A 13843-nucleotide genomic window follows, 5' to 3' on the forward strand; every position below is an offset into this window, starting at 1 on the left:
CTCGCCGGGCGGAAGTCCGATCACTCGTGAGGAGGAAGTCCGCTCACTCGCCAGGGGTCAGGGCAGGACGACCGTGCGGTGTCCGTTGAGCAGCACGCGGTGCTCCGCGTGCCAGCGCACCGCGCGGGCCAGCACGCGCCGTTCGACGTCCTGGCCGCGCGCCACGAGCTCGGCGACCTCGTCGGCGTGGTTCACGCGCTCGACGTCCTGCTCGATGATCGGCCCCTCGTCGAGGTCCGCCGTCACGTAGTGGGCGCTCGCCCCGATGAGCTTGACGCCCCGCGCGTGGGCCTGGGCGTAGGGGCGCGCGCCCTTGAAGCTCGGCAGGAACGAGTGGTGGATGTTGATGGCCCGCCCCTCGAGCTTGCGGCACAGGTCGTCGGAGAGGATCTGCATGTAGCGGGCCAGCACCACCAGCTCGACGTCGAGCTCGTCGACGAGGTTCATCAGCCGGGCCTCGGCCTCGGGCTTCGTCTCCTTCGTCACCGGGACGTGGAGGAACGGCACCCCGTAGAACTGCGCCAGCGGCTCGAGGTCCGGGTGGTTCGAGACCACGGCCTGGATGTCGACCTGCAGGCGGTCCGAGCGCTGCCGGAAGAGCAGGTCGGTGAGGCAGTGGGCCTCCTTGGACACGAGCACGATCGTGCGCAGGGGCCGGCCGACGACGTCGAGCGTGTACGTCATGTCGAACCGCTCGGCGAGCCCCTCGACCGCGGCCCGCACGTCCTCGACGTCGTGCTCGGTGCGGACCTGGACCCGCATGAAGAACAGGCCCGTCTCCGGGTCCCCGTACTGCTGGGATTCGGTGATGTTGCCGCCGTGCTCGGACAGCACGCCGGACACGGCGTGCACGATGCCGGGCCGGTCCGGGCAGGACAGGGCGAGGACGAGGTGCTGCGGATCGACGACGGTGGGGGTCACCGGCCGCACCCTAGCCCTCCCCGCGCAGCCGCGGCCGGGATGACCACGCCTCGCGCCGACGTCCGTCACGGCGGCGCCGAGGGTGGAAGAATGTCGCCATGGACGTAACGATCGACGTGGTCGACGACGAGCACGCGGGCGACCTGCTGACGGTCCGTCGTGCCGCGTTCGTCACCGAGGCCCAGATCTACCAGGACCCGCACCTGCCGGCGCTCACGCAGTCGCTCACCGAGCTGCGGGCCGACCTGGCGCGCGAGGACGTCGTGACGATCGGCGGATGGCTCGGGCACCGGCTCGTCGGCTCGGTCCGGGTCGAGCTCGGTGGGGACCGGGCCACCCTGAGCAGGCTCGCGGTCGTCCCCGACCTGCAGAACCAGGGCATCGGGACCGAGCTGCTGATGTCGGTGCTCGAGTACCTCCCGGAGGAGACCTCCGAGGTGTGGATCTCCACGGGCCAGGACTCCATGCAGAACCTCGCGATGTACCAGAAGAACGGGTTCGAGCACCAGTTCGACCAGCACACCGGCGACCTCACGTACGCCTACCTGCGGCGCATCCTCGGCGAGGGGGAGCCGGTCGGGGCCAGCGCCGGCAGTCCCGAGTAGCCGGCACGGCGCCGGCGGCGCAGGCAGCGTCGAGCAGCCTGCACGGCGCCGAGCAGCCGCAGCCCGCGCGCTGGCACTCCACCCCCGTCGGACCGGTAGGCTGGCCGCGTCGTGACTGGCGCGAGGTGGATCCACCACCGGGGAGCGACGAACCGTGGCCCGCCACGGAGGCAGTCTTCGGCCGTCCGCCTGGGTCGGGGTCACCACAGTCGTGAGTCCTCACGCCGTGGCGTGACCGACCGAGGAGAGAGATGACCACCGAGACCAGCCCGACCGACCGCGCACTCACCGCACCGCTCGCGGAGGTGGACCCCGAGATCGCCGCCGTCCTCGACGGCGAGCTGACCCGCCAGCGCGAGACCCTCGAGATGATCGCGTCCGAGAACTTCGTGCCGCGCGCCGTCCTCCAGGCCGCCGGCTCCGTCCTGACGAACAAGTACGCCGAGGGCTACCCGGGCCGCCGGTACTACGGCGGCTGCGAGCAGGTCGACATCGCGGAGAACCTCGCGATCGATCGTGCGAAGTCGCTGTTCGGCGCCGGCTGGGCCAACGTCCAGCCGCACTCGGGCGCGCAGGCCAACGCGGCCGTGCTGCACGCACTCGCCTCGCCCGGCGACCCGATCCTCGGGCTCGACCTCGCCCACGGCGGCCACCTCACGCACGGCATGCGGATCAACTTCTCCGGCAAGCTCTACGACGTCGCCGCCTACGGGGTGGACGAGCAGACGCACCGCATCGAGATGGACGCCGTCCGGGAGGCCGCGCTGGCCCACCGCCCGAAGGTCATCATCGCCGGGTGGTCCGCCTACCCCCGCCAGCTCGATCTCGCGGCCTTCCGGGAGATCGCCGACGAGGTCGGTGCCTACCTGTGGACCGACATGGCGCACTTCGCCGGTCTCGTGGCCGCCGGGCTGCACCCGAACCCGGTCCCGCACTCGGACGTCGTCTCGACCACGATCCACAAGACGATCGGCGGGCCCCGCTCCGGGATGATCCTCGCGCGGGACCCCGAGCCGCTGGGCAAGAAGCTCAACTCCGCGGTCTTCCCCGGCCAGCAGGGCGGGCCGCTCATGCACGTCATCGCCGCGAAGGCGGTCGCACTCAAGCTGGCGCACGGCGAAGAGTTCAAGGACCGTCAGCGCCGGACCGTGCAGGGCGCCCAGATCCTCGCCGAGCGGCTCCTCGCCGACGACGTCGCCTCGACCGGGGTCTCGCTGGTCACGGGCGGCACCGACGTCCACCTCGTCCTCGTCGACCTGCGCGACCACGCGCTCGACGGCCAGCAGGCCGAGGACCTCCTGCACTCGGCCGGCATCACCGTCAACCGCAACGCGGTGCCGTTCGACCCGCGGCCCCCGCGCGTGACCTCCGGCCTGCGCATCGGCACTCCCGCGCTCGCCACCCGCGGGTTCGGCGAGAGAGAGTTCCGGGAGGTCGCCGACATCATCGCGATCGCCCTGCGCGACGGCCAGGCGGCCGACGTCGCGGCCCTGCACGCCCGAGTCGACGCGCTCACCGCCGACTTCCCCCTCTACGAGGGCCTGACCCAGTGACTGCGCGGCTGCTCCCCGGCGGTCCGGTCGCCGACGCCGTGCTGGCGGACGTCGCCGACCGCGCCGCCCGGCTCGTCGCTGCCGGCACCACCCCGGGACTGGGGACCATCCTCGTCGGCTCCGACTCCGCCTCCGCCGGCTACATCCGGATGAAGCAGGCCAAGGCCGCCGAGCTCGGCTTCACCTCTCCGCACATCCACCTCGGCGACGACGCGACGCAGGCCGACGTCCTGGCTGCCGTGCGCGAGATGAACGAGGCGGACGACGTCCACGGCGTGCTCCTCCAGCACCCCACCCCGCCGCAGATCGACTTCGACGCCGCGCTGCTCGCGCTCGACCCGGACAAGGACGTCGACGGCCTGCACCCGGTGAACATGGGCCGCCTCGCCCTGGGCATGCCCGGACCCGTGCCCTGCACGCCGGCCGGCATCGAGGCGCTCCTCGCGCACCACGAGATCCCGGTCTCGGGCCGCGAGGTGGTCATCCTCGGCCGCGGCACCACCCTCGGCCGGCCGCTCGGCCTCCTGCTGTCCCAGAAGCGGGCCACCGCGGACGCCGCCGTGACGGTCGTCCACACGGGCGTGCCGGACTGGGACCGCTACACGCGCAGGGCCGAGATCGTCATCGCCGCCGCGGGCGTCCCCGGCATCCTCAGGCCCGAGCACCTCTCGCCGGGTGTCACCGTGGTCGGCGGGGGAGTGCGCTACGAGGGCAGGAAGCTGCTGCCCGACGTCGACGAATCGTGCGCCGAGGTCGCGGGCGCCATCACCCCGCGGATCGGCGGCGTGGGCCCGACGACGATCGCGCTGCTGTTCCGCAACGCGGTCGAGGCGGCCGAGCGGGCCGCCGGGGCGGGCACGGCCGCGGGGGCGCAGCGCTGATCCCGGGAGCCCGGGCCCGCGGGTAGACCGACCGGGCGGCGTCCGAAGTTGCCGGGGCACGCGACCCCGGTTACGTTCGAGTGACGCTGCACACGATCCCGTGGAGGCACGTCATGGACCAGCCGCTGCACCTCGTCGTCGACGGCGCGGAGCGCGCCCTGTCGGTCGACCCGCGCACCACCCTGCTCGACGCGCTTCGTGACCGGCTGGGTGTGATGTCGCCGAAGAAGGGCTGCGACCACGGCCAGTGCGGGGCGTGCACCGTCCTCGTCGAGGGCCGGCGCCTCAACTCGTGCCTCGCGCTCGCCCTCGTCCATGACGGCGCGGAGATCACGACGTCGGACGGCCTCGCCGACGGCGACGAGCCCGGCGCACTGCACCGCGCCTTCCTCGAGCACGATGCGTTCCAGTGCGGCTACTGCACGCCGGGGCAGGTCTGCTCCGCCGCCGGCATGCTGCGGGAGGCGGCCGGCGGTGCGCCGAGCGCCGCCACCGAGGACCTCGACGGGCCCTCGGAGCTGACCGACGCGGAGATCCGCGAGCGGATGAGCGGCAACCTGTGCCGCTGCGGCGCCTACGTCAACATCGTCGCGGCCGTCCGCGACGTGGCCCAGGAGCAGCGATGAGACCGTTCGACTACGAGCGGGCGACCGACCCGCGCGGTGCCGTCACCGCCGTCGCGGACCGCCCGGACGCAGCGTTCCTCGCCGGCGGCACCAACCTCGTCGACCACCTCAAGCTCGGCGTGCGCTCGCCGGAGCTGCTGGTCGACATCAACCGGCTCGACCTGGCGAAGGTCGAGGACCTGGATGGCGGCGGCCTGCGTATCGGCGCGATGGTGCGCAACAGCGACCTCGCCGCGCACCCGCGGATCCGACGGCACTACCCGGTGCTCTCGCGCGCCCTGCTCTCCGGCGCCTCCGGACAGCTGCGCAACGCGGCGAGCACCGGCGGGAACCTGCTGCAGCGGACCCGCTGCGTGTACTTCCAGGACGTCACCACCCCGTGCAACAAGCGCGAGCCCGGCTCCGGCTGCTCGGCGATCGGTGGCTACACCCGGTACCACGCCGTCCTCGGAGCGTCCGAGCACTGCGTCGCCACCCACCCCTCGGACATGGCCGTCGCCCTGGCGGCGCTGGACGCCACCGTCGTCGTCCTCGGACCCGACGGTGAGCGCCGCCTCCCGCTCGTCGATCTCCACCGGCTCCCGGGCGACCGGCCCGAGGTGGACACCGTCCTCGCCCACGGCGAGCTGATCACGGCGGTGGAGCTGCCCCCGCCGTCACCCTCGAACCGCTCGACCTACCGGAAGATCCGCGACCGCGCGTCCTACGCCTTCGCGCTCGTCTCCGTCGCGGCGGTCGTGGACGTGGACGACACGGGCCCCGGGCAGAGGATCGCCGGCGCGCGGATCGCCCTCGGCGGCGTGGCCCACAAGCCCTGGCGGGCGCGCCTGGCCGAGGAGGTGCTGCGCGGCGCCGAGCCCACGGTCGACGTGTTCCGCCGCGCCGCCGACGCCGAGCTCGCGGCGGCGCAGCCCCTCGACGGCAATGCGTTCAAGGTCCCGATGGCGCGCGGCACCCTCGTCACCGTGCTGGCCGAGCTCACCGGCATCGAGGCGACCGGCGATGAGTGAGCTCCTGGCCGCCTCGGCGATCGGCACCGACCCGGCGCGGCTCGAGGGCGCCGACAAGGTCCGCGGCCGCGTGCCGTACGCCTACGAGCACGACGTCGGTGCCGCGTTGTACCTCCACCCGCTGCAGTCCGGCGTCGCGCGCGGGCGGGCGGCCGAGATCGACACCGCCGCGGCGGAGGCGGCCGAGGGGGTCGTGCACGTCCTCACCCCTCGCGACGCTCCGCCGCTCGGTGACACCTCCGACGGTGAGCTCGCCATCCTGCAGGGCGACGAGATCGGCTTCCGCGGCCAGTACCTGGGTGCCGTGGTCGCGACGACGCCGGAGGTCGCGCGGTACGCGGCCGGCCTGGTCGAGGTCCGATACGAGCACCAGGATCACGATGCCGACTTCCGGGCCGACCATCCCGCGGAGCGCGAGCCGGAGGGCGGCGCGGACGACGTCGAGGACGGCGACCTGGACGTGGCCCTGGCCGAGTCGGAGGTCGTCGTCGACGAGGTCTACTCCACGCCGATGGAGCACAACAACCCGATGGAGCCGCACACGACCGTCGCGCGATGGGACGGCGACCGGCTCACCCTGTGGATGTCGACCCAGGGTGCACACCCGGCGCGGAAGGCGCTCGCCCCCGTCCTCGGGATCGCACCGGAGCAGCTGCGGATCGTGGCCCCGCACATCGGCGGCGGCTTCGGGTCCAAGGGGCTGCCGCACGCCGACGCCGTGCTCGCGGCGCTGGCCGCGCGCGCCGTGCCCGGACGCGCGGTGAAGTACGCCGTCTCCCGGCAGCAGATGTTCGCGCTGACCGGCTACCGCGCACCGACGCACCAGCACGTGCGCCTCGGAGCCCGTGCCGACGGCACCCTCACCGCGCTCGGGTTCGACGCGGTCGCGATGTCCTCGCGCACCAAGGAGTTCACGGAGCTGGCGTCCAAGCCGGCGCGCATGATGTACGCCGGACCGAACCGGAGGATCACCCAGCGCGTGGTGCCGCTCGACGTCCCCGTGCCGTCGTGGATGCGCGCCCCGGGCGAGGCCCCCGGCATGGTGGGGCTCGAGATCGCGCTGGACGAGCTCGCCGTCCGTTGCGGCGTGGACCCGATCGTCCTGCGCGAGCGCAACGAGCCGGACGTCAACCCGACCAACGGCCTGCCCTTCAACCGGCGCCGGCTGATCGACTGCCTGCACGAGGGAGCGGCCAGGTTCGGCTGGGCCGACCGTGACCCGGCGCCGCGCTCGCGGCGCGAGAACGACTGGCTGATCGGCACCGGCGTCGCGTCGGCGCTCTACCCCTCCTTCCGTCAGCCCGGCTCGGCCGCGAGGATCCGCCGCACCGCCGCCGGCTACCGGGTCGAGATCGGCGCGGCCGACCTCGGAACCGGCACCTGGACCGCGCTGAGCCAGGTCGCCGCGGACGCGCTGGGCGTGCCGCTGGAGCAGATCGAGCTGCGGATCGGCGACACGGACCTGCCGAACGCCACGGTCGCGGGCGGCTCCAGCGGCCTGTCCAGCTGGAGCGCCGCCGTGCTGAGCGCCGCGGAGAGCTTCCGCCGCGAGCACGGCGCCGACCCCGCCCCCGGGGCCGAGTCGGAGGGGGAGGCGGGTCCCAACCCGGCGTCGAAGGAGATGTCGCTCAACTCGTTCGGGGCGCACTTCGCCCAGGTACGCATCAACGAGTCCACCGGCGAGATCCGGCTCGACCGCATGCTCGGCGTCTTCTCCGCCGGCCGGATCGTCAACCCGCGCACGGCCCGCTCGCAGCTCGTCGGCGGCATGACGATGGGCGTGGGCATGGCGCTGCACGAGAAGAGCGAGCTCGACCCGCGGTTCGGCCACGTCGTCAACCACGACCTCGCCGAGTACCACGTGCCGGTGAACGCCGACATCCCCGAGATCGACGTGAGCTGGCTGGACGAGGAGGACCCCGCCGCGGGGCCGTTGGGAGCGCGGGGGATCGGCGAGATCGGCATCGTCGGCGCCCCGGCCGCGATCGCCAACGCCGCCTACCACGCCACCGGTGTGCGGGTACGCGACCTGCCGCTGTTCGGGGACGCCTTCCTGTCCGCCTGAGCCCGCCGCTGCCACCGTGAGCCGGGCGTGGCACCCTGGCCCCATGAGGATCGCGACCGTCAACGTCAACGGAGTCCGGGCCGCCTACCGCAAGGGCATGGGGGAATGGCTGGAGGAGGCCGCCCCCGACGTCGTCCTCCTCCAGGAGGTCCGCGCCGACGAGACGATCCTCGCCGACCTCCTCGGCGAGGGATGGACGATCGTCCAGCAGGCCAGCGACCTCAAGGGCCGAGCCGGAGTCGCCATCGCCACGACGCTCGACGTCTCGGCCGTCCGCATCGGGCTCGGCACGGAGCAGGAGGCGCCGGTCGACACCGGACGGTGGGTCGAGGCCGACGTCGTCGCCCCCGGCCTGGAGGTCCCGCTCACGCTGGTCTCGGCCTACATCCACTCCGGGACGGTCACCGACCAGCAGAAGATGGACAACAAGTACGCCCACCTGCGACGCACGACCGCCCGACTGTCCGAGCTCACCGAGCAGCACAGCTCCGGCGAGCGCGAGGTCCTGCTGGCCGGCGACCTCAACATCGTCCGCAGCGAGCAGGACATCAAGAACTGGAAGGGCAACCACAACAAGACCTCCGGCGTCCTGGACGACGAGATCGCCTACGTCACCACGTGGATCGACGAGCTCGGCCTCGTCGACGTCCACCGCGAGCTCTCCGGCGACGTCCAGGGCCCGTACACGTGGTGGTCGAACCGTGGCAAGGCGTTCGACAACGACGCCGGCTGGCGCATCGACTACCAGCTCGTCACCCCCGGCCTCGCCGGGCGGGCCGAGTCCGCGCGCGTCGACCGGGCACCGAGCTGGGACACCCGCTGGTCCGACCACGCCCCGCTCGTGGTCACCTACCGCTGACCTGCACGTCACAGGGCGCCGAACAGCGCCGGTGTCGTTAGCCTGCTCGGTGTGAGCGAGACGACGGACGAACGGGCGGCATCGACCGCCGACGAGCCACGCACCATGAAGGACCGCGCGCTGGCGGCCTGGGGGTGGATCCAGCAGAGCAGGCTGTGGCGCGCCAACCAGCGCTACGGCACCGCGCGCGGCGCGATGCTCGCGGGCGGTATCGCCTACTCCGCGCTGTTCTCGATCTTCGCGGCCCTCGCCATCGGGTGGACGATCTTCTCCCGGATCATGGGCGGGAACGCCGAGCTGCAGCAGACCGTCATCGACGCCGTCAACGACGCCCTGCCGGGCATCATCGACGACGGGTCCAACGGGGGGCTCATCAGCCCCGACCAGCTCGTCGTCTCGACGGCGCTCAACCCCGCGTCGATCATCGCGTTCCTCGTGCTGCTGTGGACCGCGAGCTCCGTGATGAGCAACCTCCGCCTGTGCATCCAGGCGATGTTCGGCATCAACGCACCGCCGGAGAACTTCCTCGTCGGTCGCCTCGCGCGTCCGATCGCCGGGTTCTTCGTCCTCGCGCTCGCCGTCCTGGCCACCGCGATCGCCTCGATCGCCGTCAACACGATCGGCGAGACGCTCCTGTCGGCCATCGGGGTCGAGGGCTCCACCGGGCAGTGGCTCCTGCGCATCGGCACGCTCGCGGCCTCGTTCGTCGTCGACGCGGCCGTGTTCATCATGCTCATCTCGTTCACCGCGTCCGTGCGAGCACCCCGTAAGGACCTGCTGCTCGGCGCCGCGATCGGCGCGGTCGGCTCGGGCGTCCTGCGAGCGCTCGGCACCACCGCGGTCGGCGCCGTCGACAACCCGCTGCTCGCCGGTTTCGCGGCCATCGCCACGCTCCTGCTCTGGGTCAATCTCCTCGCCCGCCTCATGCTCTACGTCAGCGCGTTCATCGCGAACCCCCCGCTGCCGCAGCGCGCCGAGGAGCCGGAGGAGGTCCACTTCACCGAGCGGCCGAACTACATCACCGAGTCGGTCCCGGAGACCAAGGAGTGGCCGCACCAGCAGATCACCGGGGTCATCGACGTCGACCCCTCGCTGCACCCCGACGCCGTCGCCGCGCGCGAGCGCGAGGAGCGCCTCGCGGAGGAGATGGGGACCAACCCCGGCGGTGTCCTCGGCTCCCTGCGCGAGCGTCGCGTGCGCCGCCTCGAGGAGAAGGCCGAGCGGGCCCGCGCCGAGCTCGACGCCGACACCCGCCGGACCTACCGCAGGTACGGGCCGCGGTCGGAGCGATGACCGCCGAGCCCGGTGGCGACCGGTCACCTCCGATCCACGCCGTCGTCCCCGCCGGCGGTGCGGGCACCCGCCTGTGGCCGCTCTCCCGTCGCGACCGTCCGAAGTTCCTGCTCGATCTCACCGGGTCGGGTCGCACGCTCCTGCAGGCGACCGTCGACAGGCTCGCGCCGCTCGCGGAGACGGTCACGGTCGTCACGGGTGTCGCCCACGAGGTCGCCGTGGCCGAGCAGGTCGGCGACGGCGTCGACGTCCTCGCCGAGCCGAGCCCCAGGGACTCGATGGCCGCGATCGGGCTCGCCGCGGCGATCATCGGGGAGCGGCACGGGCCGGGCGCGCTCGTCGGCTCCTTCGCGGCCGACCACATCGTCTCCGACGACGCGGCGTTCGCGTCCGCCCTCGCCCAGGCGGCGGCGGCCGCCGGGCGCGACGACGTCTCCCTCGTGACGATCGGGCTGACCCCCGACCACGCCGCCACCGGGTTCGGGTACATCGCCGTCGGCGCGCCGCTGGGGGAGGGGCGGGCCCCCGACGCCCGCCGGGTGGGCAGCTTCGTCGAGAAGCCCGACGCCGCGACGGCCGCCCGCTACCTCGCCGGCGGCGCGCACCTGTGGAACGCCGGCATGTTCGTCGCCCGCGTCGGCGCCCTGACCGACGCGCTCGCCGAGCTGCACCCGGAGCTCGCGATCGGCCTCGGCGCGATCGGCCGTGCATGGGACACCCCCGAGCGCGACGCCGTGCTCGACGAGACCTGGCCGACCCTCACCCGCATCGCGATCGACCACGCGCTCGCCGAGCCGCTCGCGGCGGCGGGACGCGTCGCCGTCGTCCCCGCGGACCTGGGCTGGACCGACGTGGGCGACGCCGACGCCCTGGCCTCCGTGCTCGTCCCCGACGACCGGGGCGTGGCCGTCGGGACGGGCACCCGGGTCGTCGCCGAGGACTCCGACGGAGCGTTCGTCCACGCCGCCGGCCGGACCGTCGCACTGCTCGGCGTGCCGGGCGTCGTCGTCGTCGACACGGGTGACGCCCTCCTGGTGACGACCAGGGAGCGGGCCCAGGACGTCAAGGGCATCGTCGAGTCGCTCGACGGGCGCGGGCTGGGTCACCTCGGCTGAGCGCGGGCGCCGGGCCGGTGCGCGGACCGGGTCACCTCGGCTGAGCGCGGGCGCCGGTCATGGGCCCGAGTACCGTGGGCCGGTGCCCGCTCCCGACCTGCTGTCCGCCGTCGTCGCCTCGATCGACGCACGCACCGCCGACCTCGTCGCGTGGCGACGCCGGATCCACGCCCACCCCGAGACCGCCTACACCGAGCACGAGACCGCCGCGTTCGTCACCGAGGTGCTCACCGGCGCCGGGCTGAGCCCGCGGCGGGTGGCCGGCACCGGGGTCGTCGTCGACCTCGGGCCCGACCCGCGGCGGGAGCGACCCGCCCCGCCGGAGGGGGCGAGCACCCCGGCCGACCGCTCGCGCCGCTCCGGCGGCCGGCACGTCCCGGGCGGACGCTTGGCGCTGCGGGCCGACATGGACGCCCTGCCCGTCCCCGAGACGACCCGGCTGTCGTTCGCGTCGAAGCGCCGGGGGGTGGCCCACGCCTGCGGGCACGACATCCACACCACGGCCCTGCTCGGGGCCACCCTCGCCCTCGCGGAGCTCGACGCGAGAGGGAGGCTCCCGCGCGGCGTGCGAGCGATCTTCCAGCCCGCCGAGGAGGCCCAGCCCTCCGGCGCGCGCACGCTCGTCGAGCACGGCGTGCTCGAGGGGGTCGGCGGCATCTTCGCGCTGCACTGCGACCCCAAGCTCGACGTCGGCCGGCTTGGCACCCGCATCGGCGCCATCACGGCCGCGTCCGACGCCGTGACCGTCCACGTCCGCGCCGACGGCGGGCACACGTCCCGGCCGCACCTGACCGGTGACGTCGTCAACGCCCTCGCCACGGTGGTCACCGGCCTGCCCGCCGTGCTCCGCCGCCGCCTCGACCCGCGCATCGGCGTGGACCTCACCTTCGGGTCCGTGCAGGCCGGGAGCGCGCCCAACGCCATGCCGTCCACCGGCGTGCTGCGCGGCACCCTGCGCTGCCTGGACGCCGACGCGTGGCAGGAGGCCGGAGCTCTCGTCGAGCCGGCGGTGCGCGCCATGCTCGAGCCGTTCGGCGTCGAGGTCGACGTCGAGGTGCTGCAGGGCATCCCGCCGGTCGTCAACGACGAGCGCGCCACCCGTGCGCTGGACCGCGCGGCCAAGGCCGTCCTCGGGGAGTCCGCCACCGAGCTGACCGAGCAGTCCCTCGGCGGGGAGGACTTCGCGTGGTACCTGCGGCGGGTCCCCGGCGCGCTCGCCCGGCTCGGCACCCGGACGCCCGGCGGTACCACGTACGACCTGCACCGGGGCGACGCCGAGTTCGACGAGCGGGCGATCGCCGCGGGCGCGAAGGTGCTCGCCGGGGTCGCGCTCACCGAGTCGGACGTCCCGGCGCCGACCCCCTGACGTCCCACCTGCCGGACCCGCGATCCAGCAGGTGAACGCCTCGTGACGACGGGGCGACGGAGCGGTGACCGACGCGACATCCGGGCCGGTCACGGATGCGCATCAAGTGGTCGGGAACGGTCCTTCGGGCCACTAGTGTGAGCCGCACTCACCCCGGGGCGACGGCAATCGGAGCCGTCGCCGGATGGATCGGAGACCCCGTGAAGAAGACCCTCACACTCAGCGGCATCACCCTTGCCGCCGCCCTCGTGCTCGCCGCCTGCGGCGAGGCCCCCGACGAGGAGACCGACGCGGACAGCGAAGCTCCTGCCGACACCGGCGGAGACACCGGCGAGGACACCGGCGAGGCCGGCTCGGAGGCCGGCTCGGAGGCAGGCTCGGAGGCAGGCTCGGAGAGCGGCAGCGAGGCCGCCCCGGGCGGCGGTTCCGGCGACGGCGCCGACACCACTGCCTGCATGGTCTCCGACCAGGGCGGCTACGACGACCAGTCCTTCAACCAGTCCGGCGCCGAGGGCCTGGAGGCCGCGGTCGAGGAGTTCGGCGTCCAGACCATCCTCGTCGAGTCCCAGACCGACGCCGACTACACGACCAACGTCAACTCGCTCATCTCGCAGGGCTGCAACCTCGTCTTCGGCGTCGGGTTCCTCCTGGAGAACGCGATCGAGCAGGCCGCGAACGAGAACCCGGACGTCAGCTTCGCTCTCATCGACTCCGCGTTCGAGACGGACGACTTCGAGCCGGTCGAGCTCGAGAACGGGCGTCCGCTCATCTTCGACACGGTGCAGGCCGCGTACCTGGCCGGCTACGCGTCGGCCGGCATGTCCGAGACCGGCGTCGTCGCCACCTTCGGCGGCATCCAGCTGCCCTCGGTGACGATCTTCATGGACGGCTTCGCCATGGGCGTCGACGCCTACAACGAGGACAACGGCACCGAGGTCGCCGTCCTCGGCTGGGACGAAGAGGCCCAGCAGGGCTCCTTCACGGGTGACTTCGAGGACCAGGGGCAGGGTCAGACCCTCGCCGACCAGTTCATCGCCCAGGGCGCGGACGTCATCATGCCGGTCGCCGGCCCCGTGGGCCTGGGCGCCGCCGCGGCGGCCGAGGCGGCGGGCGACGTCATGATCGTCGGGGTCGACTCCGACTGGTACGAGTCCACGGACTACGGGTCGATCATCCTCACCTCGGTCCTCAAGGAGATCGGCCAGTCCGTCCAGGACACGGTCGGGGACTACGTGAACGACGAGTTCGACAACGAGCCCTACGTCGGCACGCTCGAGAACGGTGGTGTCTCCATCGCCCCGTTCCACGACTTCGAGGCCGACGTGCCGAGCGAGCTCGTCGACAGGCTCGCCGAGATCGAGGAGCAGATCATCTCGGGCGAGCTCGTCGTCGAGTCGGTCTCCAGCCCCCAGTAACGACCGAGAGGCGGCGGCGCTGACCGGTCGCCAGGTGCGCGGCGGCCCGGCCCTCACGGCCGGGCCGCCGTAGCGTCCACCGGGCGGCGATAGTCTGCCCGTCACGGCCGGGTCCGCCCACCGTCGCCCACCAC

Annotated in this window: 12 protein-coding genes and 1 riboswitch; of the genes, 11 read left to right on the forward strand and 1 reads right to left on the reverse strand. The window is 73.3% G+C overall.

Going from position 1 to position 13843, the window contains the following annotated elements; translation table 11 throughout:
- Positions 1 to 57: 57 nt before the first annotated feature.
- Complete coding sequence (purU, locus tag AC24HA_RS06565) at positions 58 to 930, reverse strand: formyltetrahydrofolate deformylase (protein WP_463648288.1); 873 nt, start codon at positions 928 to 930, stop codon at positions 58 to 60.
- Positions 931 to 1019: 89 nt separating this feature from the next.
- On the opposite strand from purU, the gene AC24HA_RS06570 reads away from it, so the two are divergent.
- The 11 genes from AC24HA_RS06570 to AC24HA_RS06620 all read left to right on the forward strand — a co-directional run bounded on the left by AC24HA_RS06570 (position 1020) and on the right by AC24HA_RS06620 (position 13709).
- Positions 1020 to 1526: a GNAT family N-acetyltransferase gene (locus tag AC24HA_RS06570; protein ID WP_425708248.1), complete on the forward strand. Its 507-nt coding sequence runs from the start codon at positions 1020 to 1022 to the stop codon at positions 1524 to 1526.
- A gap of 101 nt (positions 1527 to 1627) precedes the next feature.
- Positions 1628 to 1728: riboswitch (ZMP/ZTP riboswitch) on the forward strand.
- 49 nt (positions 1729 to 1777) lie between these two features.
- Positions 1778 to 3079 (forward strand): serine hydroxymethyltransferase, encoded by a 1302-nt coding sequence (glyA, locus tag AC24HA_RS06575; protein ID WP_425708247.1) that lies wholly within the window; start codon positions 1778 to 1780, stop codon positions 3077 to 3079.
- Positions 3076 to 3960, forward strand: a complete 885-nt coding sequence (locus AC24HA_RS06580; protein ID WP_425708246.1) for a bifunctional 5,10-methylenetetrahydrofolate dehydrogenase/5,10-methenyltetrahydrofolate cyclohydrolase — start codon at positions 3076 to 3078, stop codon at positions 3958 to 3960. The genes glyA and AC24HA_RS06580 overlap by 4 nt, the downstream gene beginning before the upstream one ends.
- Before the next feature lie 113 nt (positions 3961 to 4073).
- Complete coding sequence (locus tag AC24HA_RS06585) at positions 4074 to 4586, forward strand: 2Fe-2S iron-sulfur cluster-binding protein (protein ID WP_425708245.1); 513 nt, start codon at positions 4074 to 4076, stop codon at positions 4584 to 4586.
- A complete protein-coding gene (locus tag AC24HA_RS06590) occupies positions 4583 to 5596 on the forward strand; it encodes an FAD binding domain-containing protein (protein ID WP_425708244.1) in 1014 nt (337 codons plus the stop codon). The genes AC24HA_RS06585 and AC24HA_RS06590 overlap by 4 nt, the downstream gene beginning before the upstream one ends.
- Positions 5589 to 7661, forward strand: coding sequence for a xanthine dehydrogenase family protein molybdopterin-binding subunit (locus AC24HA_RS06595; protein ID WP_425708243.1), 2073 nt, complete (start codon positions 5589 to 5591; stop codon positions 7659 to 7661). The genes AC24HA_RS06590 and AC24HA_RS06595 overlap by 8 nt, the downstream gene beginning before the upstream one ends.
- Before the next feature lie 43 nt (positions 7662 to 7704).
- Entirely contained in the window at positions 7705 to 8520 is an 816-nt protein-coding gene (locus tag AC24HA_RS06600; RefSeq protein WP_425708242.1) for an exodeoxyribonuclease III, read from the forward strand.
- Positions 8521 to 8571: 51 nt separating this feature from the next.
- The gene (locus tag AC24HA_RS06605) at positions 8572 to 9813 is read left to right on the forward strand and encodes a YihY/virulence factor BrkB family protein (protein WP_425708241.1); all 1242 of its coding nucleotides are present in this window, start codon (positions 8572 to 8574) and stop codon (positions 9811 to 9813) included.
- Positions 9810 to 10928, forward strand: coding sequence for a mannose-1-phosphate guanylyltransferase (locus tag AC24HA_RS06610; protein WP_425708240.1), 1119 nt, complete (start codon positions 9810 to 9812; stop codon positions 10926 to 10928). The genes AC24HA_RS06605 and AC24HA_RS06610 overlap by 4 nt, the downstream gene beginning before the upstream one ends.
- A gap of 82 nt (positions 10929 to 11010) precedes the next feature.
- Positions 11011 to 12294: an amidohydrolase gene (locus AC24HA_RS06615; RefSeq protein ID WP_425708239.1), complete on the forward strand. Its 1284-nt coding sequence runs from the start codon at positions 11011 to 11013 to the stop codon at positions 12292 to 12294.
- Positions 12295 to 12494: 200 nt separating this feature from the next.
- The gene (locus tag AC24HA_RS06620) at positions 12495 to 13709 is read left to right on the forward strand and encodes a BMP family lipoprotein (RefSeq protein WP_425708238.1); all 1215 of its coding nucleotides are present in this window, start codon (positions 12495 to 12497) and stop codon (positions 13707 to 13709) included.
- The last annotated feature ends 134 nt before the right edge of the window (positions 13710 to 13843 follow it).

Source organism: Georgenia sp. Z1491, from assembly GCF_057652395.1.